Below are 23237 nucleotides of genomic sequence, written 5' to 3' on the forward strand. Positions count from 1 at the left end.
GGAGTTCGTCGCCGGCCCGCGCGGGGTGGGCGACTGCGAGAACTCTGGCGCAGGACAGCGGGAACTGTCAAGAGATTGTCGTTACATTCTGACGTCAGCAATCCGTCAGGAGCCGGACGCAGCGCGACCTCCCCGGCGGGTGCCGGGGAGGTCGCGGACGGAGGGGGTCGTGGGCGTCAGAGGAGCGGGCGCTGGGCCTGCTTCTTGCCCTCGTACCAGGTGCGGGCCGTGCGGGTGGACTCCAGGTGCGAGACCTCCGAGACCGGGACGTCCCACCAGCCGCCGCCGTCGGGCGCCTCGGAGTACAGGTCGGTCTCGACGTGCACGACGGTCGACTCGCTCGACGCCTTCGCCTCCTGCAGCGCCTCCACGAGTTCCTTGCGGGTGCCCACGCGGACCGCGCGCACCCCCAGGCTGGCGGCGTTCGCCGCGAGGTCGACGGGCAGCTTGTCGCCCTCCAGGCGCCCCTCGGCGGTGCGGCGGCGGTACTTCGTGCCGTAGCGCTGGGAGCCGTGCTGCTCGGACAGGGCGCCGATCGAGGCGAAACCGTGGTTCTGCAGCAGGACGACGATGAGCTTCACGCCCTCCTGGACCGCCGTCACGAGTTCGGTCGGCATCATGAGGTACGAACCGTCCCCGACGGTGACGAACACGTCCCGGTCGGGGGCGGCGAGGGCGACACCGATGCCCCCGGGGATCTCGTAGCCCATGCAGGAGTAGCCGTACTCCACGTGGTACTGCTTCGGGTCGCGGCTGCGCCACATGCAGTGCAGGTCCCCGGGCAGCGAGCCCGCGGCGCACACCACGACGTCGCGGTCCTCGGCCACCTCGTCGACGGCGCCGATGACCTCGGCCTGCGCCAGCAGACCCGTGCGTTCGCCGATGCCGGAGTGGAAGAACGAGTCGACGACCTCGTCCCACTCGCGGTTCAGCCGGGCGGCCCGCTCGCGGTAGGCGTCGGGGGTCGAGAAGTCCGCCAGCGCGGCGGTGAGCGCCTCGAGGGCGACCTTCGCGTCCGCCTGGACGGGAACACCCGCGTGCTTGACGGCGTCGATCGCCGCCACGTTGACGTTGACGAACCTGACGTCGGGGTTCTGGAACGCCGTGCGCGAGGCCGTCGTGAAGTCGGAGTACCGCGTCCCCACGCCGATGACGACGTCGGCCTCGGCGGCGATCTCGTTGGCGCCCGTCGTCCCGGTGGACCCGATGGCCCCCAGGGACAGCGGGTGGTCGTAGCGGATCGCGCCCTTGCCGGCCTGCGACTGCCCGACGGGGATGCCCGTCGCCTCGACGAAGGCCTTCAGCGCCTCGGTCGCGTGGGAGTACACGACGCCACCGCCGGCCACGACCAGCGGCGCCTTGGCGGTGCGGATGAGGGCCGCGGCCTCGTCGACCGCGATCTGCTCCGGCACGGGCCGGGCGATGCGCCAGGTGCGCTCCCGGAACAGCTCGACCGGGAACTCCCACGCCTCGGCCTGCAGGTCCTCGGGCAGGCAGATCGTGGCGGCGCCCGTCTCGGCCGGGTCGGTCAGCACGCGCATCGCGCCCAGCAGGGCCGACGGCAGCTGCTCGGGCCGCCACACGCGGTCGAAGAACTTCGACAGCGGCCGGAACGCGTCGTTCACCGACACGTCGTAGCCGTAGGGCTGCTCGAGCTCCTGCAGCACGGGCGAGGCGACGCGCGTGGCGAACACGTCGCTCGGCAGCAGCAGCACGGGGATGCGGTTGATCGTCGCGAGCGCCGCACCCGTCAGCATGTTCGAGGACCCCGGGCCGACCGAGGCCGTGACGGCCAGGGTCTGCAGGCGGTCCTGCTGGCGGGCGTAGCCGACGGCCGCGTGGACCATGGCCTGCTCGTTGCGGCCGGTCATGTACGGGACCCGCGCCGGAGGCGTCCACCCGTCGCCGAGGGCCCCCTCCTCCGCTTCGAGCAGCGCCTGCCCGACACCGGCCACGTTGCCGTGGCCGAAGATGCCGAACACCCCGCCGAAGAACGGGCGACGGACACCGTCGCGTTCGGAGAACTGGGCCTGGAGGAAGCGGACGACGGCCTGCGAGACCGTCAGCCGGACCGTCTGCACGGCCGGGTTCGGGGGGACTGCGCTCATCGGGTTCTCTCAGTTCTCGGCGGTGTCCGGTGCGATCACTTCGGGGCCATCACTTCGGGGCGGAGTAGAACGGTAGCCGCGCGTCGACCTGCTGCCCGTCCCAGGTCGACCGCACCCACCCGTGGGCGGGGTCGTCGCAGATCTTCCAGGCCCGCTCGTCCTCGGGCCCGGCCATGACGTTCAGGTAGTACATGTCGTACGCCGGGGAGGCGATCGACGGGCCGTGCCAGCCGTGCGGGATGAGCACGACGTCGCCGGAGTGCACCTCCTCCAGCACGTCGATCGGCCGGTCGGGGTCCTGGACGTCGCCGTACACCTGCTGGATCCCGACGCCCCCGGGAACGGTCGGGACGCCGTCCGGCGCGAGGGCGCGGAACTCGTAGTAGTAGATCTCCTCGAGCTCGCTCTCGACGTCGCTCGTGCGGTCGTGCCGGTGCGGCGGGTAGGACGACCAGTTCCCGCCCGGGGTCAGGACCTCGCAGGCGATGAGCTTGTCGGTCTCGAACGCCGCCGGGGTGGCGAAGTTGTTGACCTGCCGGCTGGCCTGCCCGGCGCCCCGCAGTTCCACGGGGACGCCGGACGCCGGGCCGTAGCGGGCAGGCAGGCGGCGCGACGCCCGTGCGCCCGGGAACGAGAACACGCCGCCTGCGGCACTGTGGACGGTCAGCTCGCTGTCGCGGCCGACGTAGGCGAAGTCGGTGACGCCGTCGAAGACGCTCGTCCGACCGGCCAGCTCGAACCGCTCACCGTCGACCTCGACGGTGCAGGAACCCGACAGGGGCAGGACCAGGAGCTCGTCCTCCCCCGTCGCGACCGTGCGCGAGGCACCCGGGGCCAGCGTCAGGACGCGCAGGCTGGAGTACCCCCAGCCCGCCGACTCCGGGGAGACGACGAGGTCGAAGCCCCCGGCCGCCGAGGCCCCCGCGGGGACGTACAGGTCCGCGCTGCTCACGTCGCTCCTCACCGCACCAGGGAGACGGCGGTCTTGACCGCGGCCTCGACGTCGCCGTCCGGCGGGTAGAGCAGCGTGCGCCCGACGGTCAGCCCGCGCACGGACGGCAGCGCCAGCGCCTTGCGCCACGTCGCGAACGTCTCCTCCGGGGAGGTCGTCGGGTCCCCGCCCAGCAGCAGCGTCGGGAACGTCGTGGACTCCATGACGCGTTCCATGTCGTCGACCACGGGGATCTTCAACCACGTGTACGCGGTCGTCCGCCCCAGGGCCTGGGCGACGTTGATGGACTTCACGACGCCCTCGGCCGACAGGTCGTGGACGACCTTGCCGCCCTGGCGGCTGGACCAGAACGGTTCGATCATCGCGACGAGCTTGCGGGCTGCCAGCTCGCTGATCGCGTCGGCCGAGGCCGTGAGCGTGGGCAGCGTGCCGGCGTCGTCGAGCGCGATGCGGGTGAGGAACTTGCCGCCGTCGAGGTTCATGTCCTCGATGGCCTGCGCGTCGTACCCGGTGAAACGGTCGTCGAGCTCGAAGCTGGCGCCCTGCAGGCCACCGCGGTTCATCGACCCGAAGACGACCTTGCCCTCCAGCGCCCCGAGGAGCGTGAGGTCCTCGATGATGTCGGCCGAGCCGAGCAGCCCGTCGACCCCGGGGACGGCGAGCGCGACCCGGAGGCGTTCGAGGAGTTCGGTGCGGTCGGCCATCGCCATGGGGTTCGACCCGACACCGTTGGCGCCGCGGGCGGGGTGGTCGGCGGCGACGACCATGAGCCGGCCGTCGCCCTCGAGCAGCGGGCGCCGACGGCGGGCGCGGGAGAGTTCCAGGATGCGCTCGGGCTGCCGGGCGCGGATCTCGGCGACCTCGGCGAGGTCGCGGGCGAACTGCTGGTCAGGCACGGGACGCGACCTCCTCGAGCAGGGCCTCCACCTCGGTGGTGGTCGGCATGGCGGTGGAGCACTCGCGGCGCGTGGCCACGATGGCCCCGGCAGCGTTGGCGAAGCGCAGGATGCGCTCGAGCTCCCAGCCGGAGAGCAGACCGTGCACGAGGGCCCCGCCGAAACCGTCGCCGGCACCGAGGCCGTTGATGACGGACACCGGCGTGGGCGGCACCTCGACGAACTCCGTCGGACCGCCGTCGGCGCGGGTCGCGCCCAGGACGCCCTTGGGGCCCTGCTTGACGATCGCGATCTCGACACCGGCGTCCAGGAGTGCCTCGGCGGCGCGGCGGGGTTCGGTCTCGCCGACCGCGACCTCGCACTCCTCCTTGTTGCCGACGGCGACGGTCACGTGCGGCAGGGCCTTGCGGACCTGCTCGGTCGCCAGCTCGGGGGACTCCCAGAACATGGGCCGGTAGTCGAGGTCCAAGACCGTGAACCGGCGGCGCTCGCGCGCCTCCCAGGCGGCGAAGTGCGCTCCGCGGCTGGGTTCCTCGGACAGGCCCGTCACCGTCGCCCAGAACACCCCGGCCGCGCGGATCGCGTCGAGGTCGAGCTCGTCGGCGCGGATCTGCAGGTCCGGCGCCGTGGGCAGCCGGTAGAACAGGAGCGGGAAGTGGTCCGGCGGGTACATCTCGCAGAAGGCCAGCGGCGTGTTGAGGCCGTCGACCGCCGAGACGAACCGGTCGGAGACGCCGAACTCCGCGAGCGCCTTGTGGATGAACGTGCCGAAGGCGTCGTTGCCGGTGCGGGTGACGACGGCGGCGGACCGGCCGTGCCGGGCGGCGGCCACGGCGACGTTGGTCGCGCTGCCGCCCAGGTACTTGCCGAAGGTCTCGACGTCCTCGAGCCCCACGCCGTCCTGCAGCGGGTACAGGTCGACGCCGACCCTGCCCATGGTCACCACGTCCAGCGCGGCCGTGCTGCTCACGCGAGGTCCTCCCAGTCCGGTGGTCAAGGCCGAGTTGTGCGAGCCGATCCGGGCCGCGACGGCGCGGAGGCTGGTCCGAGCGTGCTCCGTCGGCCCTGGCCCTGTCAAGCTTTGTCAGGACAAATGTACCTCCTGACGTGCGGACCTCCTCCCGGCTACGATGGCGCGACGGCGGAGCGTCGACGTGGCCGGCCCGCCCACCGGACCCCAGGAGCAGCAGTGAACGACCTGTTCGTCGACCTCGACCGGTCGAGCCCCGTCCCGCTGTACTTCCAGGTGGCGCGGCAGATCGAGCAGGCGATCGAGCACGGCAAGCTGCCGCCGGGGTCCCGGCTCGACAACGAGATCCACCTCGCCGACAAGCTGGGCCTGTCGCGTCCGACCATGCGCAGGGCCATCCAGCAGCTCGTCGACAAGGGCCTGCTCGTCCGCAAGCGCGGTGTCGGGACGCAGGTCGTCCACGGGCAGGTGACGCGCCCGGTCGAACTGACGAGCCTGCACGACGACCTGGTGCAGTCCGGGCAGCTCCCGGCCACGCAGGTGCTGCTGCACGAGATCAGCAGCGCCGCCGACGACGTCGCCGGCAGCCTGGCGATCAGCCCGGGCACACCCGTCCTGCACCTGCGCCGCCTGCGGTTGTCCGGCGGCGAGCCCCTCGCGCTGCTCGAGAACTGGCTGCCGGCGCCCTACACGGACCTGTCGGCCGAGGCCCTCACCGAACGCGGCATGTACCAGCTGCTGCGCAGCCGGGGCGTCGGGATGCGGGTCGCGCGCCAGCGCATCGGCGCCCGCCGGGGCAGCGCCGAGGACTGCACGCTGCTCGACGAGCGTCGCGGCGCCCCGCTGCTGACGATGGAGCGGACCACGCACGACGACTCCGGTCGCGTCGTGGAGTACGGCCGGCACGTCTACCGCGCCAGCCGGTACGCCTTCGAGGTCACGCTCGTCGACCGCTGACGAGCGCGACCTCGGAAGGTCCGGGTCACGCGAAGTCGCGGACCTCCTTGTCGAAGATGCGGCCGGACGTGACGGCCTCCTCGAGCTCCTCCAGCGTGCGGCCGCGGGTCTCGGGCACCTGCGTCCGGACGAACACCAGGGCCAGCAGGTTGATGACGGCGAACCCGAAGAAGCAGCCGGTGATGCCGACGGTGCTCACGAGCGTGGGGAAGTACAGGCCGAGGAACGCGTTCGCCAGCCACAGCACGAACACCGACGTCCCCATGCCGAACGCCCGCATCTTCAGCGGGAAGATCTCCGACAGCGTGACCCAGACGGCGACGTTCAGGAACGTCTGCATGGATCCGACGAACGCAACGACCAGGAACAGGATCACCCACGGTCGCAACGGGTTGCCCACGGGCAGGACGAGCGAGCCGATGCCGATGAGCAGGTGGCACACCGTGGTGAGGGTGAACCCGATGATGAACGTCCTGCGACGGCTGAAGCTGTCCATCATGCGCAGGGCGATGAACGCACCGACGACGGCGATGACGCCGGGCGCGATGTTCGCGATGAGGGCGGTGCTCTGGTCGAACCCGGCCTCGCGCAGGATGGACTGGCCGTAGTACATGATCGAGTTGATGCCCGTGAGCTGCTGCGCGACGCCCAGACCGATGCCCACGAGCAGGATGCGGCGCAGCCACCGGTTGGACAGGACGCTGCGCCAGTCGACGGCCTCGCGCTTGGAGTCGGCGTGCGTGAGTCCGGCGATCTGCCGGGCCTCGGCCTCGGCGCGCCCGTCGGGCCGGACCTGCCGCAGGACCTCGACGGCCTCGTCGAACTGGCCGTGGTCGATCAGCCAGCGCGGCGACTCCGGGACGCGGAGCATGCCGATGAACAACGCCGCGGCGGGCAACGTCACGAACGCCAGCATGATCCGCCAGACGCCGCCGTACTCCCCCCAGACGTTCCCGACGATCGCGTTGACGACGAACGCGGCGAGCTGGCCGACGACGATCATCATCTCGTTGCGGCCGGAGAGGGATCCGCGGATCTCGTAGGGCGCGAGTTCGGCGAGGAACACCGGCACGACCGTCGACGCGGCCCCCACGGCGAGACCGAGCAGCACGCGGCCGACGACCATGACCTCGAAGTTCGGGGCGAAGACGCAGACGAGGGCGCCGAAGAAGAAGAACCCCGACATGAGCAGGATCGTCTTGCGCCGTCCCCAGGCGTCCGAGAGCCGGCCGCCGCCGATCGCGCCGACGGCCGCCCCGAAGAGCAGCGAACTCGTCACCACGCCCTCGGTGAAGTCCGTCAGACCGAGCTCGGCCTTCATGGGTTCCAGGGCGCCGTTGATGACGCTGGTGTCGTAGCCGAAGAGCAGGCCGCCGAACGTGGCGACCAGCGCCACGACACCCAGGCGCGACCGGTAGGGCCCCGGGGTCAGGGGCGGGAGGGCGTCGCGCAGACCGGCACCGGGCGAGCCCGGCTGACCGTGGGAGGTGGACACGTGAACTCCTTCGTCCGTCCGGGTTCACCGCGGTTCATCGACGGTGACGGCACCGGGAACCGTAGGTCGCGATGGTAAGCATGTCAAGACAAAGACACCTCACGCGGGCCTCCGAGCCCTCGGGCAGGATGGGCGGGTGAGCGACGACGAGACCCCGCAGGACCTGCTGGACCGCCTGACCGCCGACGAGGACCGCCTCGTCCTCGACCACTTCGACGAGGACGACGCCTGGCGCCTCGGCGTCGCCCTCGTCACCCGGGCCCGTGCGGCCGGGCTCCCCGTCGCCGTCGCGATCCGCCGCAACGGCCAGCGCCTTTTCCACGCGGCGCTGCCGGGGTCGGCCGCGGACAACGACGACTGGCTGCAGCGCAAGATGGACGTCGTCGACCGCTACAACCGCTCCTCCTGGTACGTGGGCACCCGCTTCCGCGTCGAGGGCGGCGACTTCGACGTCGACGCCCGCCGCGACCCCCGCGCGTTCGCCGCCCACGGCGGAGCCTTCCCGTTGCGGGTGCGCGGGGTCGGGGTCGTCGGGTCGGTCGCGGTCTCCGGGCTGCCGCAGGCCGACGACCACGCCCTCGTCGTCGAGGTGCTGACGGAGTTCCTCGCGGCCCCGTAGGTTCGGAGTGTGGAGTCGGTGGGGACGAACGGCCGTCGCGGCGACGAGGAGGTCCCGGCGCAGGGGCCGTCCGCGGTCCCCCGGCGGTTGCGGGTGGCGGCCTGGGTCCTGGCCCTGGCCGCTCTGGTCCCACCGCTCCTGGCCGCGGTCGCCGCCGTGGACGTCCTGTCCGGGAGCCTGGACGAGGACTACTTCGCCAGCTACGAGTACGACCAGAACGGCAACCCGGTGGGTTCTGCGAGCACCGTCGGTCTGACCGACCGCTGGCAGGGCCTGGACTACCTCGTGTCGGCCGACCGGGTCCTGCTGGGGCCCGTGGCCGTCCTGCTGCTGCTGGCCGGGCTGCACCTCGCCGGTCGGGGGCGCCCCGCCGTGCCCCTCGGTGCGCGGCTGGTCGCCGTCGTGGCCGCCGCCGCGTCGGCCGTGGTGGGCGTGGGCGTGGGCGCCGTCCCACTGGTCCTGCGTGAACGCTCGAGCGGTGAGGAGGACCACGGCTTCGGCGGGCTCGGCGGCCCCTCCGCCCTCGTCCAGCTCGTCGGCTCGGCCGGCCCCGTCCTCTTCCTCCTGGCCGCCTGCCTGCTGGCCGCGGTCCTCCTCCTGCTGCGCCGGGCCCGCGGGACCGTCGAGGACTGGCCGGCCCCACGACCGGCACCGGTACCGCGGGAGGCCGGGGAGTCGTCTCCCGTCCTCCCGCTGCCGGACCCGGCGCCGGAGCACGAACCGCTCGACGCCACCCCCGTCCCCGTCCCTGCGGCACCCGCGGCCCCCCAACCCCCCGCGGTGCCGCGGCTGTCCGAGGAGGACCGCGCCTGGTACCGGCGGCCCACGTCGTGACGCCACCGACCCCGGCCCCGTCCTCGCCCTGGTGGTTCCGCCTCGTCGCCGTGGCGGCCGCCGCTCCCCTGCTGTCCGCCGTCCTCGTGACGGCGTCCGTGTTCCAGGACGACCAGGTCGTCCACAGCACCACTGGCATCCCGGCCACCACCACCCTGCGCCTGCAGGACCGCTGGCACGCGGTGCAGACCTTCGGCCAGGCCGGCTGGCCGGCCGTGCTGACCGCGCTGGGGTGCCTGGCCCTGGCGCTCGTCGTCGTCCGCGGCAGGCCGGGCGGGCTCGCGCCGCCCGAGGGGCGGACGGTGGTGACGTGGCTGGCCGTCGGCTGCGGGGTGTGGGCCCTGGGTACGGCCGTCCTCACGTCGTGGTTCGAGGTGGTCGGGTCGACCGGGCCGGACCAGTCGGTGAGCGGCATCGCCCCACGGGACACGGGCCTGGTGTTCCCGCAGTGGGCGGTCCAGACGGGGCAGGAGGTCCTGGCCGCCGCCGTGGCCGCCGCCGCGGTGCTCTGGTGCGGACGGCCCCCGGCGCCCACGGACCAGGACACCCCGCCGGACGGGGACAGCGCCCCGGACGTCGAGAGCACCGCCTGACCCGACCCCGCGGGACCGGGTTCCACATGGGGGCACCACCCCTCGCCGGGCGGGCCCCGGCCCCTACGGTCGGGGCGTGGACGACACCGCGCAGCGCGCAGCCGAGGTCCCGGCGCCGGCACCGGAGGAGGGCTCGGGGGTGACCAGGCGGATCCGCGCCGCCGCCTGGGTCCTGGCCGTCGCCGCCCTCGCCGCTCCCCTCACCGCGGTCGCGGCGGTCCTGGCCGTGCTCTCGGGTGCCGTCGACGAGGAGTACTTCACGACCTACACCTCCGACGAGAGCGGGAACGAGACGTCTTCCGTCGACCCCGGCGTGGACCTCGTCTACCGGTGGAAGGCGTTGCAGTACATCGTCCCGTCCGACGAGAAGCTCCTCGGCCCCGTCGTCCTCGTGGCCGTCCTGGCCGGCCTGCACCTGGCCGGCCACCGGGCCGCCGGGCGATCCGTCGCGGTGCCCCGGGGAGCACGGTGGACCGCCGTGGCGGCGGCCCTCGTCTCGTCGGTGCTGATGGTCGGCACCGTGGGCGTCCCGGCGGTGCTGCGGCACACCGGCGGGTCGGACGTGGACTTCCCGGACACCGTCCCACCCCTGATCGACCTGGCCTCGCCCCTGGCCCTCAGCGGGGCCCACCTCGTCCTCGCCGTCGTGGCGACGGTCCTGCTGCTGGCCCGGCCCTTTCCGCGGTCGGTCTTCGAGGACGACGCCGACGCCGACGCCGACGCCGAGGAGGCTGACGGTGAGCCCGCGGACTACCGGGTCGCGGACCCCGTCCCCACCGTCGTGCCCACCGTCGTGCCCACCGTCGTCCCGGAGCCGGTGCTTGCCGAACCACCGCCCGTCCCCCGGCTGGCTGAGGCGGACCGGGCCCTCTACCGACGACCCGCGCCGTGAGGCGCTCCCCCTGGTGGGGGCGGGCGGCGGTCCTGGCGGCCGTCTCCCCGCTCTCGGCGTCGGTCGTCGTCGTGGTCGGCACCTTCGCGTCCGACCGCACCGTCCGCTCCACGGGCGGACTGCCCGAGCCGACGGTCCTGCACTGGCAGGACCGGTGGGCGACCGTCGTCCTGCTCGCCCCGCAGTACGGGGACCCGGTCGACCTCGCCTCGCTCACGGCGCTCGGCTGCCTCGCCCTGGCCATCGCCACGTCCGCTGACCGGGTCCTCCCAGCGCTGGGGGACGTCCGCCGGACGCTGCCCTGGCTTTCCGCGGCCGCGGCGGTCTGGGCGGTGGCGACGGCCGCGGCCACCGTCGGGTTCGAACTCGTCCCGGGCACGGCCGGCGCGGACGGCGGGGCGGGCGGGGTGTCGTTCCGGCACGTCACGCTCGGGTGGACGGGCGGGTTGCTCACCACCTCCGACGTGCTGCTGCCCGTCGCCGTGGCGGTCGTCGTCCACCTGTGGTGCCGGCGGCCCGGCTCACACCAACGGGTCGGCGAGGACGCGGGCCAGCGTGCGCGCGCCGAGTGAGCTCATGCCCGGGTGGCTGTCGAGGTAGTACCAGACGAGCCCGACCGCTTGGACGAAAGCCCACGCCTGGCCCCGCACCCAGTCCAGCTCCTCACCGCCGCAGGCGGTCCGGAACACCTCGCGGGCGGGACGGTCGAAGAGGTGCCACCCGGCGACGAGGTCGAGCGCGGGATCGGCGGGGCCGAGACCCCCGACGTCGAGGACGGCGGTGAGCCGACCCGCGCCGTCGAGGAGGAGGTTGCCGGGCACCAGGTCCCCGTGGGTGACGACGTCCGCGGACACGTGCGGCAGCGCGCGGAACCGTGACCACAGCTCCCGCGCCGCGGGCACGTCGAACAGGCTCTCGCTGCGCTGCAGGCACTCCGCGACCCACGCGTCGTGCCGGTGCAGGTCGCCGCCGCGCCCGGTGCCGGCGAACCGGCGACCCCGCAAGGGCAGCGTCCGCACCCCGCGCACGAACTCCGCGAGGTCGCCGACCAGACCGACCGAGCCGGCGGTGTCGACCTGGTCGGCGGGGGTTCCCGGCAGCAGGCGCAGCACCGTCCAGCCGAACGGGTACCCGTGCCCCGGCTCCCCCGCCGCGACGACCTCCGGCGTGGCGAACCGGGTGCGCCCCAGCACCTCGCGGGCCGCCGCGCGCTCGGCGTCGAGGGCGTCGGCGGCCTCCGGGCGCAACGGCAGGCGCACCACCAGGTCCTCGTCACCGCCGGTCAGGGCGAACACGGCGTTCACGGTCCCCCGCCCCGGCAGGGGTTCCAGCGCCCGGTCCCGCCAGGCGGGGAACTGCTCGTCCACGAGCCGACGTACGAGGGTGGTCGGGACGTCCACCTCGTCCGGGTGCATCCGGGCGTGCCGCTGGTCGCTCACGCGCGCACCGCCGCCCGGACGAGGTCAGGGTCGACGGCGTAGCGGGCCCCGAACCCGGTGTCGGGCAGCGTGAGGCGCCGGGCCGAGAGGTGCACGTCGCTCACTCCGGTCACGGCCACGAGCTCGGGGACGCGGTCCGGGACCACTCCCCCGCCGGCCATGACGGTCAGGCGCCCCGCGGCCGCCGCGACGGCCCGCGCGAGGCGGTCGGTCCCGTCGTGCGCGGACGCGGCCCCACCGGAGGTGAGGATCCGGTCGACGCCGGCCGCCACGAGGGTCTCGACGTTCCCCTCGACGTCCGGGTGCACGTCGAAACCCCGGTGGGCGGTGAGCTGAGCGCTGCCGGCGAGCTCGCGGAACGACTGCAGCGCAGCGGTGTCGAACCGGCCGTCCGGGCGCAGCGGTCCGACGACCAGTCCGGCCGCGCCGGCCGCGAGGGCGAGCCGGCCGTCCCGCAGGACCGCTGCGAGGTCGTCCTCGTCGTGGACGAAGTCACCGGGCCGGGCCCGCAGCAGGACGTGCACCCCCACCGGGCCGGCCGCCGCGACGACCCGCTCGACGAGCCCGGGCGAGGGGGTCAGCCCACCCACCTCGAGGGCGACGCAGAGTTCCAGGCGGTGAGCTCCCGCGGTGCGGGCGGCACGCGCCCCCTGCGGGTCGGTCACGGCGATCTCCACGGTGGGCACGGCCCCAGCCTGCCCTGCGGGACGCCGCGCCGTCGACGACGTTCAGGCGAAGTAGCTGCGCCCCGCGAGGTCCTCGGCGAGCGTCGGCCCGGTCGGTTCCCAGCCGAGCAGGGCCCGGGTGCGGTCGTTCGTGGCGGAGACGTCCTGCCCGAAGAAGAACCCGATCCAGCCGAGTTCCGCAGCGGCCCGCACCGGGTCGACGGAGTCCACGGGCACGTCGAGGCCGCGGCCGATGGCGGCGGCGACGTCCCGAGTGGGAACACCCTCCTCCGCGACGACGTGCAGGACGCTGCCCGCCGGGGCTCCCTCGACCGCGAGGCGCACGGCCCGCGCCGCGTCGGTGACGTGGACGGCGGCCCAGCGGTGGGCGCCGTCCCCGACGTGCCCGGAGGCGCCCCGGGCCCGGGCGGCGGCGACGAGGGCGGCCACGAACCCGTGGTCCCCCGTGCCGTGGACGGTGGGCGCGAACCGCGCGACGAGGCTGCGCACACCGTGCCCGGCGAGGTCCAGGACGAGCCGCTCGGCGCCGCCGCGGGCCGAGTCCGGACCGACGGCGGGGTTGACGTCGGTCTCGGCGACCGGCCGGCCGAGCCCGAACCCGGCGAGGCCGCCCGCGATCAGCAGCGGCCGGCCGGAACCGACCAGCACCTCACCGATCGTCTGCACCGCAGCGCGTTCGGCGGCGTTGCTGACCTCGGGGTGGACGAAGTCGTGCTTGTTCGCGAGGTGGACGGTGCCGTCGGTCGACTCCGCCCCGCGGCGCAGGACGTCGAGGTCGTCGAGGTCGCCGCGCAGGACCTCGACCCCCTTGGCCTCGAGCGCCGCGGCGGAGGCGTCGGAGCGGGCGAGGCCGAGGACCTCGTGGCCGGTGGCGAGGAACTCGTCGACGGCGTGGGAACCGATCCAGCCGGACGCACCGGTGACGAAGACGCGCATGGGAGAACCTCCAACAGTGATGTCAGGACGTGACATCACCGTAGACCCGATGTCAGGATCTGTCATCACCTAGGATGGGGCCATGGCGAGGTGGGCACCCGGAGCACGCGGACGGCTGCAGGCCGCTGCCCTCGACCTCTTCGTCGAGCAGGGCTACGACGAGACGACCGTCTCGCAGATCGCGGCCCGGGCCGGCGTGACCGACCGGACGTTCTTCCGCCACTTCAGCGACAAGCGCGAATCGCTCTTCGCCGGCGGCGACCAGCTCGTCGACCTGTTCACCGGCGCGGTCCGACGGTCCGCGGCGCACGACCCGGTGGACCTGGCGGCCGACGCCCTCGCCGCGAGCACGGAGTTCTTCCCGCAGGAGCGCCGCGAGTGGTCCCGCACGCGGACGGCCGTGGTGCTGGCGAACCCCGCCCTCGCCGAACGCGAGCAGCTCAAGATGGTGACGATCGCCCAGGCGCTCGCGCAGGCGCTGCGCGAGCGGGGGGTCCCCGACCCGGCGGCCACGCTGCTGGGGCGGTCGACGATCACGGTGTTCCAGGTCGCCTTCGAGCGGTGGATCCTCGACGATGAGGACCGTCCGATGGCGGACCTGCTGCAGGACACGCTGTCCGCCCTGCGGCAGACGCTCGCCCCGCAGCACTGACCCGCGCGGAGGAGGAACCTCCGCGCGGGTCGTCGCCGGCTGACGTCAGCCGAAGTGGCGAGGCAGCGTCGCCGTGTGCGCGTCGCGCAGCGCGGCCAGGGACACGGAGAACCGGCCCTGCACGTCCAGCGCCGGCTCCTGCGTGTCGTCCCCGGCGTCGGTGACGCCGATCCGCAGGTGCGCGAGGCCGCGGGCGGTGCACATGTCCGTGAACCGCACCTCCTCCTCGCGCGGCACGGACACGATCGCCCGTCCCGCCGACTCGGAGAACAGGGCCGTGAACGCGTCGACGCCGTCCCGGTCGAGGAGTTCGTCCAGCCCGACGCGCACGCCGACGCCGTAACGCAGCACGGACTCCACGAGCGCCTGCGCGAGCCCGCCGTCCGACAAGTCGTGCGCCGCGTCGACGAGACCGTCGCGGGAGCACTGCACGAGGACGTCGGCCAGCAGCTTCTCGTGCTGCAGGTCCAGCGCCGGGGGCAGACCACCGAGGTGGCCGTGCTCGGCCCAGGCCCACTCGGACCCGCCGAGCTCGTCGCGCGTGGTCCCGAGCAGGAACACGCTCTGCCCCGCCTCCCGCCACCCGGACGGGGTGCGGCGCCGGACGTCGTCCAGGACACCGAGGACCCCGATGACGGGCGTCGGCAGCACGGCGGAGTTCAGGCCGTCGTCGCCGGTCTGGTTGTAGAGCGAGACGTTCCCGCCGGTGACGGGAACCCCGAGCTCCTCGCAGGCCAGGGCCAGACCCTGCACGGCCTCGGCGAACTGCCACATGACCCCGGAGTCCTCCGGCGAACCGAAGTTCAGGCAGTCGGTGACGGCGAGGGGTTTCGCCCCCGCCGCGGCGACGTTGCGGTACGCCTCGGCGAGCGACAGCGCCGCCCCCGTGCGCGGGTCGAGCCGGGCGAACCGGCCGTTGCCGTCCAGGGACAGCGCCACCCCGAGGTTCGTCTCCTCGTCGACGCGCACGACGCCCGCGTCGTCGGGGGTCGCGAGCGCCGTGCCGCCCATGACGTAGCGGTCGTACTGGTCGGTGACCCAGGCGCGCGAGGACAGGTTCGGCGACCCCACCATGCGCAGCAGGGTGGCGCGCAGTTCCTCGTCCGAGGCCGGCCGCGGGAGGCGGTCGGGGGTGTCGGCCTGCAGCGCGTCCTGCGACTCCGGCCGCGCGTACGGCCGCTGGTACACCGGGCCGTCGTGGGCGACCGTGCGCGGCGGGACGTCGACGACGGTCTCGCCGTGCCACTGCACGACGAGGTGCTCGCCGTCGGTGACCTCACCGAGCACCGCGGCCTCGACGTCCCACTTCGCGGTGACCGCGAGGAACGCGTCGATGTTCGCCGGGGTGACGACGGCCATCATGCGTTCCTGCGACTCGCTCATGAGGATCTCCTCGGGCGAGAGCGAGGGGTCGCGCAGCGGGACGCGGTCGAGGTGGACCAGCATCCCGCCGTCACCGGCCGAGGCCAGTTCGCTCGTGGCGCAGGACAGCCCGGCACCGCCGAGGTCCTGGATGCCCTCGACCAGGCCGGCGTGGAACAGGTCCAGGCAGCACTCGATGAGCACCTTCTCCTGGAACGGGTCCCCCACCTGCACGGCCGGCCGCTTGGACGGACCGGTCGCGTCGAACGTCTCGCTGGCCAGCACCGAGACCCCGCCGATGCCGTCGCCGCCCGTGCGGGCCCCGAACAGCACCACGAGGTTCCCCACACCGCGGGCGTTCGCCAGGTGCAGGTCCTCGTGCTTCATCGCGCCGATGCACAGGGCGTTGACGAGCGGGTTCCCCTGGTACGTCGGGTCGAAGACGACCTCGCCGCCGATGTTCGGCAGACCGATGCAGTTGCCGTACCCGCCGACGCCGGAGACGACCCCGGGCACGACGCGGGCGGTGTCGGGGTGGTCGATCGCCCCGAACCGCAACGAGTCCATGACCGCGATCGGCCGCGCGCCCATCGCCATGATGTCGCGGATGATCCCGCCGACGCCCGTGGCCGCACCCTGGTACGGCTCGATGTAGCTCGGGTGGTTGTGCGACTCCACCTTGAACGTGACGGCCCAGCCCTGGCCGATGTCGACGACACCGGCGTTCTCGCCGATGCCGACCATGAGGTGCTTCTTCATGTCCTCGGTGACGTGGTCGCCGAAGGTGCGCAGGTGGACCTTGGAGCTCTTGTAGGAGCAGTGCTCGCTCCACATGACCGAGTACATGGCCAGTTCCGCACCCGTGGGGCGGCGGTCGAGGATCTCGCGGATGCGCTCGTACTCGTCGGCCTTGAGCCCCAGTTCCTTCCAGGGCTGCGGGTGGTCCGGCGTCTGTGCGGCCCGGGTGACGGTGTCCAGGGCGGTGCTCACGCGATCGCCTCCAGACCGGCGCTCAGCACGGAGGTGAACAGGCCCAGCCCGTCCAGCCCGGGGCCGAACAGCTCCTCGACGGCGTGCTCGGGGTGCGGCATGAGGCCGACGACGTTGCCGCGGTCGTTGCTGATCCCGGCGATGTCCCGCAGCGACCCGTTCGGGTTGCCGTCGAGGTAGCGGAAGACCACGCGGCCCTCCCCCTCGAGCCGGTCCAGCGTCGCGGTGTCGGCGACGAACCCGCCCTCACCGTTCTTCAGCGGGACGGTGATCTCCTGGCCCGCGGTGAAGGACGACGTCCACGCCGTGCCGGTCTGCTCGACCCGCAGGCGCTGGTCCTTGCAGACGAACTTCTGGTGGTCGTTGCGGACGAGCGCGCCGGGCAGCAGGTGCGACTCGCACAGCACCTGGAAGCCGTTGCAGATGCCCAGGACGGGCATCCCGCCCTCGGCGGCGCGCACGACCTCGGTCATGACGGGCGCGAAGCGGGCGATGGCCCCGCAGCGCAGGTAGTCGCCGTAGGAGAAGCCCCCGGGCAGGACCACCGCGTCGACACCGCGCAGGTCGGCGTCGGCGTGCCAGAGCGCGACGGCCTCGCCGCCGGCCAGGGTCACGGCGCGACGGGCGTCGCCGTCGTCGAGGGAGCCGGGGAAGGTGACGACGCCGACCTTCACGCCTGCGCCCCCGCGGTGTCCCCGGTGGCCTCGCGGACGCTGACGACGTCCTCGATCACCGGGTTGGACAGCAGGGTCTCGGCGGCCTTGCGCGCCTGCTCGAGGACCTCGGGGGTGACGTCCCCCGCGACCTCGAGCTCGAAGCGCTTGCCCTGGCGGACGCTGGTGAAGAGGTCGAACCCCAGCCGCGGGAGGGCGCCGACGACGGCCTTCCCCTGCGGGTCGAGGATCTCGGGTTTCGGCATGACGTCGATGACGACGCGGCCCATGCGCGGCGCTCCTTCGGGGAGGGGGATCGGCGACCCCCAGGCTACCGCCGCTCAAGGTGGCGCCCGTCCGTGCCGAGGTGAGGACGTGGAGACCGCCTCGACCCCGCCGCGGGGACCCCGTCGTCCCAGCGCGTCGGTGCTGCTGGACAGCGGGATCTTCGTCCTGGGCCTGGGCGTCCTCGTCGGGGCCCTGCACGCCTGGTGGGCCGCCGGGGCCGACCCGCGGCTGGCCGCGGCGCTCGCCGTCAGCCTGCCGCTGGGCTGGGTCCTGACGCGCTTCCCGCTCATGGTCACCGGCGGTGCCTCGGGCATCCACGTGCCCTTCGCCCCCGTCGTGCTCTTCTACCTCCTCGTCGTCCTCCCGCCGCCGGTGGCGCTGGCCGCGTGGGCGCTCACCGCGGTGCCGGCCTACTTCGTCGACCGGCGGCCGTGGCAGAGCCGCGTCTTCAACGCCGGGTCCTCGGTGCTGTCGAGCCTGCTGGCCGTTCTCGTCGTCGGCGCCCTGGCCCCCGCCCGGCCGGTGGACACCCGGATGCTCCTGGCGGTGCTGGCCGGGGCGGCGACGTACTTCGCCACCGACACCGTCCTGTCCGCGGTCTCGATCGCCGTCGAGCGCCGTCGCGCGGTGCTGGCCGAGCTCGCCGAACCCGGTGCCCTCGTCGGCGGCGGGCTGTTCCTCCTCGTCGCCGCGCTGGGCTTCCTCGCCGGGGCCGTCCGGCACGACATGCCGGGCTGGGTCGCGTTGCTCACGCTGCTGCCGAGCATGGCCGTCGTCGTCGCCGCCTGGGCCTGGCGGCGGGCCCACGAGAGCCGACGGCAGCAGCGCGCGCTCTTCGAGGCGGCCGTCCGCATCCACGCCGTCACCAGCGTCGAGGAGCTGCTGCGGGCCGTCGAGGCGCACGGGACGGCTCTCGTCTCCGGCGGCCGGCTCGAGGTGCGGTCCCGGCCGCCGGTTGAGCACGAGATCGGCTGCGAGCTCGGCGACGACCCCCGCCGCTGGCTCGTCGCCGCCCGGCCGACCAGCCGGTACGCCGAGCAGTTCGACGAGGTGGCCCTGGCCTCCCTCGGGTCCCTCGCCGCGGCCGCGTTGCTGCGCGTGCGGCTGGCCGCCGAGACCGAACGGCTCGCCCTCGTCGACCCCCTCACCGGGCTGGCCAACCGCCGGGCGTTCACGACGCGCCTGGAGGAGACCGTCGAGGACGGCGACGGCGGCGCCACGGTCGCCGTGCTGTTCGTCGACCTCGACGGGTTCAAGGCCGTCAACGACACCCTCGGGCACGCCGCCGGCGACGAGCTGCTCACCGAGAGCGCCCGGCGCCTGCTGGACGCCGCGGGCCCCGACGGGTTCGTCGCCCGCCTCGGCGGCGACGAGTTCGCGGTCGTGCTGCCCGACCTGTTCCCCGGCGCGGTCGACGACACGGCCGACGCCGTCGTCACCGCCCTGCGCGCGCCGTTCCTGCTGAGCGCCGGACCGGCGACGATCAGCGCGAGCGTCGGCGTCACGGCCTCCGAGCCCGGTGACGACGCCGACACGCTGCTCTCCCGCGCCGACGCGGCCATGTACGTCGCGAAGAGAGCTGGTGGAGGTCGCAGCGTCCTGGGCGTCTGAGGCGCCCGGCGGGAGCAGCCTGGACGGGTGTCCAGTCCTCGCCGTCGCGCCGTGCTCGTCGGCGTGGGCGCCGTCGCCCTCGGGGGCGCCGGGGCCCTCGCCCTCGACGAGCCGCTGCGCTCCTCCCTGGAGTCCTCCCGCCCGGTGTCCTCGGCGCGTCGCCGGCTCGGCATCGGGCAGGTCGACGCGACCGTCCCCTCCGCCGGGGGCACCGGTCCCGTCTACGCGACCTTCGCCTCCGCCGCCCGCCGGCGGGACGTCACGTGGGGGTGGGCCGGTCCGCCCGGGCGTCCGGCGCGGGGCCTGCCCGTCCTGCTCGTCCTGCACGGCCGCGCCGTGGACGCGCACGCCGCCTTCACCCAGCTGGGGATGCACGAGTACCTGGCCGCCCACCTGGCCGCGGGTGGACCACCGCTGGCCGTGGTGAGCGTCGACGGCGGCTCGACGTACTGGCACCCCCGGGCCGACGGGGACGACCCGCTGGCCATGCTCACCGGCGAGCTGTGGCCCCGCCTGGCCGGGGCGGGCTTCGACCTCACGCGGTGGGCCGTGGCGGGCTGGTCGATGGGCGGCTTCGGAGCGCTGCTGCTGGCCCGCGAGGCCGCGGCGGGCCGGTTCACCCCGGGCGGGACGCTCGTGGCCGCAGCCGCCGGCAGCCCCGCCCTCTTCGCCTCGGCCGGGGCCACGTCGGCCGGGTCCTTCGACGACCCCGACGACTGGCACCGCTACGGCGACCTCGTCCGGGAGCCGGGGACCGGCGGCGTCGCGCTGTCGGTGTCGTGCGGGCGGGACGACCCGTTCCGGGAGCAGACGGAGCGCTACCGGGACGCCTGCCGCCCCACCCCGGCGGGCGGGATCGGCGACGGGGCCCACACGACCGGGTACTGGCGCAGCCTCGTCCCGGACTGGCTGCGCCTGGCCGGCGCGGCCCTCACGGCCTGAACCCCGGGGTCACCGGACCTCGAGCTCGTCCAGGTCCTCCAGCGCGGAGCTGACAGCGGCGACGCGGTCCCGGCCCGCGGCGCCCCGGGCCGCCAGCACGCCCTCGGCCAGGACGGCGGCCGCCGTCATCGCGGCGGCGTAGCTGTCGAAGGCACCGGGCCCGTCGACCGGGACCGCGAACCGGTGCGCCACCGGGGCCGCCGGGGGCCCGGCAGCGGGATCGGTGAACAGGACCGACGGTACCCCCTGCGCGTGCGCCAGCCGCAGGGCCGACGCCGCGTGCGGCGTCCGGCGCCGGAAGGCCACGACCACGACCGCGTCCCGCGGCCCCAGGTCGGCGAACTCCTCCGCCACCGTCTGCCCCGGCTGCGGGGCGAGCACGACGTCGGGCCGCGCCTGCAGCAACTGCTCGCGCAGGTGCAGGGCCACCGGGAAGCTGTTGCGCCACCCCGCCACGACGACGCGTCGGGCCCGGGCGACGAGGCGCGAGCACGCGGTGAGGTCCACGCGCGCCAGGGCGTCGGCCGTGCGCGCGAGGTTCGCCGTGTCGTGCTCGACGTGCAGCGCCGCCGGCCCCGCCGCGCTCGGGGGCAGCCCGCCCGTCGGGACCCCCCGTGCCCGCGCCGACCGCGCCGCCGTCCGCGCCTGGGCGAAGGAGCCGAACCCGAGCCGGCGGACGAAGCGGCTCACCGAGGCCTTCGAGGCCCCGGCCGCGCCGGCGAGTTCCGTCGTCGTCCACGCCGCGAGGTCGTCGTCGTCCCGCTCGAGCAGCAGCTGCGCGATCTGGCGCTCGACGGGGCTGAGCTCGCTCCAGGACCGTTCGATGCGCTCGCGGATCCCGTCCTCGTCCACGACCCGCTCACCCGTTCCCGTGGGTCCGCGCCACGTCGAGGACGGCGGCCTCGAACGCGTCGAGACCCACGGCGACGTCGGCGAGCGTCACCCGTTCGTCCGGAGCGTGGCTGACACCGTCCTCGCAGCGGACGAACACCATCGCCACTCCGGTCACGGCGGCGACGGCCATGGCGTCGTGGCCCGCCCGCGACCACAGGCGCAGGGGTTCGGCGTCGCCCGTCGCCGCGATGCCGGCCGTCACCGACCGCTGCAGCGCCTCGTCGCAGTAGACACCCGCCGCGGAGTGCACCTCGGTCAGTTCGAGCCTCAGGCCCCGTGCCGCGCAAGCGTTCTCGGCGACCGTGCGGATCTCCTCCACGAGGGCGTCCCGGTCGGCGTCGTGCTCGTCGCGCACGTCGAGGGAGAACTCGACGAGCCCGGGCACCACGTTGACCCCGCCGGGGAACGCCTGCAACCGGCCGACCGTGGCGATGCCGTCGCGCTCCTTGGCCAGGCGTTCGACGGCCAGCACGACCTCGGACGCGCCGACGAGCGCGTCCCGGCGCCGCGGGTAGGGGGTTCCGCCCGCGTGCCGGGCCTCGCCGACGACGCGACCGGTGAACCGGCGGGCACCCGCGATGGATGTGACGACGCCGAGCGCGCGGTCGGCGGCCTCGAGGTGCGGTCCCTGCTCGATGTGGAGTTCGAGGTAGCCGAGGAGTTCCTCGGGGCGGCGGGCGGCCTCCCCGATGCGGGCCGGGTCCAGACCGAACGCCTCCGCGGCCTCGCGGACGGTCGTCCCGGCCGGATCCGTGCGGTCCCACCACTCCTCGCGCCACGTCCCGGCGACGGCCGAACTGCCCATGAGAGCCGTCGCGAACCGCGTGCCCTCCTCGTCGGAGAACGCCACGACCTCGAGGGCGAACGGCAGACCGGCGGCGCGCGGCGCGAGCCGGCGCACGACCTCGACCGCGCTGAGGACCCCGAGGATCCCGTCGTACCGGCCCGCGTCGGGGACGGTGTCGAGGTGGGAGCCGAGGACGAGCGCGGGCAGTCCCGGTTCCCGGCCCTCGAGACGTCCCCAGAGGTTCCCGGCCTGGTCGACACGGGTGTCCAGACCGACCTCGGTCATCCACCCCGCGACGACCGCGTTGACCCGCGCGTGCTCGGGCGAGAGGTGGACGCGCTCGATGCCGTCCGGCGAGGCGGACACCGCCGCCAGGTCGTCGCAACGGTCGAGGACGCGCTGGGCGTCGGGCGCGGGCGCCGCGACGCCCATCAGGCGTAGACCTCCTGCGCCGCTGCGCATCCCGCCCCGGCCTCGACCCGCGCCCCGTGCCGGCGCAGCACCTGCTCCAGGGCGGCGAGCGTCACGAGCACGGCGTCCTTGCGGGCGTTGTAGCCCATCGACCCGATGCGCCAGACGCGGCCGGCGAGGGGACCGAAGCTCGTGCCGATCTCGATCCCGTAGTCGTGGAGGAGTTCGGCGCGGACGGCCTCGCCGTCGACGCCGGCCGGGACCTCGACGGCCACGACGTTGTGCATCTTGTGCGCGACGTCGCCGAACACCTCCAGGCCCAGGGCCCGGACGCCGGCCAGGACGGCCTCCCCGTGCAGCCGGTGCCGGGCGATGGAGTTCCCGATCCCCTCCTCGAGCAGGAGGCGGGCGCACTCCCGCGCCCCGTAGAGCATCGTCGTGGCCTCGGTGTGGTGGTTCAGGCGCTTCTCGCCCCAGTAGTCCAGGACCATCCCGAGGTCGAAGTAGTTCGAGCGGATGCGCACGGGCGCGGGGGCCACGTCCTCGTCGTCGGAGCGCAACCCGGCCTCGACGCTGCGGCGGCCGTCGACGACCGCCACGGCCCGCGGCGACAACGACAGCGGCGCGCTGCCGGACGGGCCGCCCAGGCACTTCTGCAACCCCGCCGTCGCCGCGTCGACCTCCCAGGCGTCCATCTCGAAGGCGTTGCCGCCCAACGAGGCCGTGCAGTCGACGTAGAGCAGGGCGCCGTGCCGGTGGCAGACCTCCCCCACGCCCTCCAGGGGCTGGTTCATCGTCGTCGACGTGTCGCCCTGGACCATCGCGACGAGGTGCGGCCGGACCTCGCGGACGGCCTGCTCGACCGCCTCGAGCGTGAAGACCTCGCCCCACGGGACCTCGCGGACGTGGACCTCGGCACCGCACCGCTCCGCGATCTCGCGCAGCAGGTGGCCGAAGCGGCCGAACACGGGGACGAGGACGCGGTCGCCGGGGTGGACGAGGGAGACGAGGGCCGCCTCGATGCCCGCGCGGCTCGTCCCGTCGACCAGGACCGTCGCCTCGTTGCGGGTGCGGAACACCTCGCGGTACAGCGCCTGGGTCTCGTTCATGTAGGCCGTCATCGCCGGGTCGTACTGGCCGACGAGCTGCGCGGACATGGCCCGCAGGACGCGCGGGTCGACCGTGATCGGGCCCGGCCCCATGAGCAGGCGGGGCGGCGGGGCCACCGGGGCTCCCACGGCCGTCCGCAGCAGCGCCTCGTCCACCGTGG

The 23237-nt window shown here is 74.2% G+C and carries 23 protein-coding genes; 9 read left to right on the plus strand and 14 right to left on the minus strand.

Annotation, left to right across the window (positions count from 1 at the left end; all coding sequences use genetic code 11):
* Window positions 1-176 precede the first annotated feature (176 nt).
* From iolD to iolC, 4 genes are read right to left on the minus strand one after another with little or no spacing between them, the layout of a single operon-like run.
* Window positions 177-2108, minus strand: coding sequence for a 3D-(3,5/4)-trihydroxycyclohexane-1,2-dione acylhydrolase (decyclizing) (gene iolD, locus AB1207_RS02850; protein ID WP_367636278.1), 1932 nt, complete (start codon window positions 2106-2108; stop codon window positions 177-179).
* A 49-nt stretch (window positions 2109-2157) separates the two neighbouring features.
* Window positions 2158-3060, minus strand: a complete 903-nt coding sequence (gene iolB / locus AB1207_RS02855) for a 5-deoxy-glucuronate isomerase (protein ID WP_367636279.1) — start codon at window positions 3058-3060, stop codon at window positions 2158-2160.
* An 8-nt stretch (window positions 3061-3068) separates the two neighbouring features.
* The gene (locus tag AB1207_RS02860; protein ID WP_367636280.1) at window positions 3069-3956 is read right to left on the minus strand and encodes a Cgl0159 family (beta/alpha)8-fold protein; all 888 of its coding nucleotides are present in this window, start codon (window positions 3954-3956) and stop codon (window positions 3069-3071) included.
* Window positions 3949-4893 carry a 5-dehydro-2-deoxygluconokinase gene (gene iolC, locus AB1207_RS02865; RefSeq protein ID WP_367636517.1) on the minus strand — a complete coding sequence of 315 codons (945 nt, stop codon included), beginning with the start codon at window positions 4891-4893 and terminating at the stop codon, window positions 3949-3951. Before iolC ends, AB1207_RS02860 begins: the two co-directional genes overlap by 8 nt.
* A gap of 252 nt (window positions 4894-5145) precedes the next feature.
* Here iolC and AB1207_RS02870 point away from each other — a divergent pair, with 252 nt between their 5' ends.
* Window positions 5146-5883: a GntR family transcriptional regulator gene (locus tag AB1207_RS02870; protein ID WP_367636281.1), complete on the plus strand. Its 738-nt coding sequence runs from the start codon at window positions 5146-5148 to the stop codon at window positions 5881-5883.
* A gap of 25 nt (window positions 5884-5908) precedes the next feature.
* Here AB1207_RS02870 and AB1207_RS02875 read toward each other — a convergent pair whose 3' ends face one another.
* Entirely contained in the window at window positions 5909-7378 is a 1470-nt protein-coding gene (locus AB1207_RS02875) for a sugar porter family MFS transporter (RefSeq protein WP_367636282.1), read from the minus strand.
* 136 nt (window positions 7379-7514) lie between these two features.
* Between AB1207_RS02875 and AB1207_RS02880 the strand changes: the two genes are divergently transcribed.
* The 5 genes from AB1207_RS02880 to AB1207_RS02900 all read left to right on the plus strand — a co-directional run bounded on the left by AB1207_RS02880 (window position 7515) and on the right by AB1207_RS02900 (window position 10888).
* Window positions 7515-7997, plus strand: a complete 483-nt coding sequence (locus tag AB1207_RS02880) for a heme-degrading domain-containing protein (RefSeq protein WP_367636283.1) — start codon at window positions 7515-7517, stop codon at window positions 7995-7997.
* A 9-nt stretch (window positions 7998-8006) separates the two neighbouring features.
* A complete protein-coding gene (locus tag AB1207_RS02885; RefSeq protein ID WP_367636284.1) occupies window positions 8007-8831 on the plus strand; it encodes a hypothetical protein in 825 nt (274 codons plus the stop codon).
* Window positions 8828-9424 carry a hypothetical protein gene (locus AB1207_RS02890; protein ID WP_367636285.1) on the plus strand — a complete coding sequence of 199 codons (597 nt, stop codon included), beginning with the start codon at window positions 8828-8830 and terminating at the stop codon, window positions 9422-9424. The genes AB1207_RS02885 and AB1207_RS02890 overlap by 4 nt, the downstream gene beginning before the upstream one ends.
* A 76-nt stretch (window positions 9425-9500) precedes the next feature.
* A complete protein-coding gene (locus tag AB1207_RS02895; protein WP_367636286.1) occupies window positions 9501-10316 on the plus strand; it encodes a hypothetical protein in 816 nt (271 codons plus the stop codon).
* Window positions 10313-10888 (plus strand): hypothetical protein, encoded by a 576-nt coding sequence (locus AB1207_RS02900; RefSeq protein WP_367636287.1) that lies wholly within the window; start codon window positions 10313-10315, stop codon window positions 10886-10888. The genes AB1207_RS02895 and AB1207_RS02900 overlap by 4 nt, the downstream gene beginning before the upstream one ends.
* On the opposite strand, the gene AB1207_RS02905 is transcribed toward AB1207_RS02900, so the two are convergent.
* Genes AB1207_RS02905 through AB1207_RS02915 form a run of 3 tightly spaced genes read right to left on the minus strand, consistent with a single transcriptional unit; the run spans window position 10838 to window position 13377 of the window.
* A complete protein-coding gene (locus tag AB1207_RS02905; protein WP_367636518.1) occupies window positions 10838-11731 on the minus strand; it encodes a phosphotransferase in 894 nt (297 codons plus the stop codon). The genes AB1207_RS02900 and AB1207_RS02905 overlap by 51 nt on opposite strands.
* Window positions 11732-11751: 20 nt before the next feature.
* On the minus strand, window positions 11752-12441 hold the full coding sequence (locus AB1207_RS02910) for a copper homeostasis protein CutC (protein WP_367636288.1): 690 nt from the start codon (window positions 12439-12441) through the stop codon (window positions 11752-11754).
* 42 nt (window positions 12442-12483) lie between these two features.
* Window positions 12484-13377: an NAD-dependent epimerase/dehydratase family protein gene (locus AB1207_RS02915; protein WP_367636289.1), complete on the minus strand. Its 894-nt coding sequence runs from the start codon at window positions 13375-13377 to the stop codon at window positions 12484-12486.
* 82 nt (window positions 13378-13459) lie between these two features.
* On the opposite strand from AB1207_RS02915, the gene AB1207_RS02920 reads away from it, so the two are divergent.
* The gene (locus AB1207_RS02920) at window positions 13460-14029 is read left to right on the plus strand and encodes a TetR/AcrR family transcriptional regulator (RefSeq protein ID WP_367636290.1); all 570 of its coding nucleotides are present in this window, start codon (window positions 13460-13462) and stop codon (window positions 14027-14029) included.
* A gap of 45 nt (window positions 14030-14074) precedes the next feature.
* Here AB1207_RS02920 and purL read toward each other — a convergent pair whose 3' ends face one another.
* The 3 genes from purL to purS are packed head-to-tail and all read right to left on the minus strand — an operon-like array spanning window position 14075 to window position 17324.
* Window positions 14075-16381 carry a phosphoribosylformylglycinamidine synthase subunit PurL gene (purL, locus tag AB1207_RS02925; protein WP_367636291.1) on the minus strand — a complete coding sequence of 769 codons (2307 nt, stop codon included), beginning with the start codon at window positions 16379-16381 and terminating at the stop codon, window positions 14075-14077.
* Window positions 16378-17055 carry a phosphoribosylformylglycinamidine synthase subunit PurQ gene (gene purQ / locus AB1207_RS02930; RefSeq protein ID WP_366173917.1) on the minus strand — a complete coding sequence of 226 codons (678 nt, stop codon included), beginning with the start codon at window positions 17053-17055 and terminating at the stop codon, window positions 16378-16380. Before purQ ends, purL begins: the two co-directional genes overlap by 4 nt.
* Window positions 17052-17324 (minus strand): phosphoribosylformylglycinamidine synthase subunit PurS, encoded by a 273-nt coding sequence (purS, locus tag AB1207_RS02935; RefSeq protein WP_367636292.1) that lies wholly within the window; start codon window positions 17322-17324, stop codon window positions 17052-17054. The genes purQ and purS overlap by 4 nt, the downstream gene beginning before the upstream one ends.
* Before the next feature lie 85 nt (window positions 17325-17409).
* Here purS and AB1207_RS02940 point away from each other — a divergent pair, with 85 nt between their 5' ends.
* Window positions 17410-18933 (plus strand): diguanylate cyclase domain-containing protein, encoded by a 1524-nt coding sequence (locus AB1207_RS02940; RefSeq protein ID WP_367636293.1) that lies wholly within the window; start codon window positions 17410-17412, stop codon window positions 18931-18933.
* Window positions 18934-18960: 27 nt separating this feature from the next.
* On the plus strand, window positions 18961-19875 hold the full coding sequence (locus AB1207_RS02945) for an alpha/beta hydrolase-fold protein (RefSeq protein ID WP_367636294.1): 915 nt from the start codon (window positions 18961-18963) through the stop codon (window positions 19873-19875).
* 9 nt (window positions 19876-19884) lie between these two features.
* On the opposite strand, the gene AB1207_RS02950 is transcribed toward AB1207_RS02945, so the two are convergent.
* Genes AB1207_RS02950 through AB1207_RS02960 form a run of 3 tightly spaced genes read right to left on the minus strand, consistent with a single transcriptional unit; the run spans window position 19885 to window position 23169 of the window.
* Window positions 19885-20727, minus strand: a complete 843-nt coding sequence (locus tag AB1207_RS02950) for a MurR/RpiR family transcriptional regulator (protein ID WP_367636295.1) — start codon at window positions 20725-20727, stop codon at window positions 19885-19887.
* A 7-nt stretch (window positions 20728-20734) separates the two neighbouring features.
* Entirely contained in the window at window positions 20735-21988 is a 1254-nt protein-coding gene (locus AB1207_RS02955) for an allantoate amidohydrolase (RefSeq protein WP_367636296.1), read from the minus strand.
* Window positions 21988-23169 carry a pyridoxal-phosphate-dependent aminotransferase family protein gene (locus AB1207_RS02960; RefSeq protein ID WP_367636519.1) on the minus strand — a complete coding sequence of 394 codons (1182 nt, stop codon included), beginning with the start codon at window positions 23167-23169 and terminating at the stop codon, window positions 21988-21990. Before AB1207_RS02960 ends, AB1207_RS02955 begins: the two co-directional genes overlap by 1 nt.
* Between the last annotated feature and the right edge of the window lie 68 nt (window positions 23170-23237).

Origin of the sequence: Kineococcus endophyticus (assembly GCF_040796495.1) — a bacterium.
GTDB classification, from domain to species: Bacteria; Actinomycetota; Actinomycetes; order Actinomycetales; family Kineococcaceae; genus Kineococcus; species Kineococcus endophyticus.

Coding starts and splice junctions, on each gene's coding strand:
- iolD (WP_367636278.1), bottom strand. CDS start 2,108: ATGAGCGCAGTCCCCCCGAACCCGGCCGTGCAGACGGTCCGGCTGACG.
- iolC (WP_367636517.1), bottom strand. CDS start 4,893: ATGGGCAGGGTCGGCGTCGACCTGTACCCGCTGCAGGACGGCGTGGGG.
- AB1207_RS02905 (WP_367636518.1), bottom strand. CDS start 11,731: ATGCACCCGGACGAGGTGGACGTCCCGACCACCCTCGTACGTCGGCTC.
- AB1207_RS02915 (WP_367636289.1), bottom strand. CDS start 13,377: ATGCGCGTCTTCGTCACCGGTGCGTCCGGCTGGATCGGTTCCCACGCC.
- AB1207_RS02920 (WP_367636290.1), top strand. CDS start 13,460: ATGGCGAGGTGGGCACCCGGAGCACGCGGACGGCTGCAGGCCGCTGCC.
- purS (WP_367636292.1), bottom strand. CDS start 17,324: ATGGGCCGCGTCGTCATCGACGTCATGCCGAAACCCGAGATCCTCGAC.
- AB1207_RS02955 (WP_367636296.1), bottom strand. CDS start 21,988: ATGGGCGTCGCGGCGCCCGCGCCCGACGCCCAGCGCGTCCTCGACCGT.
- AB1207_RS02960 (WP_367636519.1), bottom strand. CDS start 23,169: ATGGGGCCGGGCCCGATCACGGTCGACCCGCGCGTCCTGCGGGCCATG.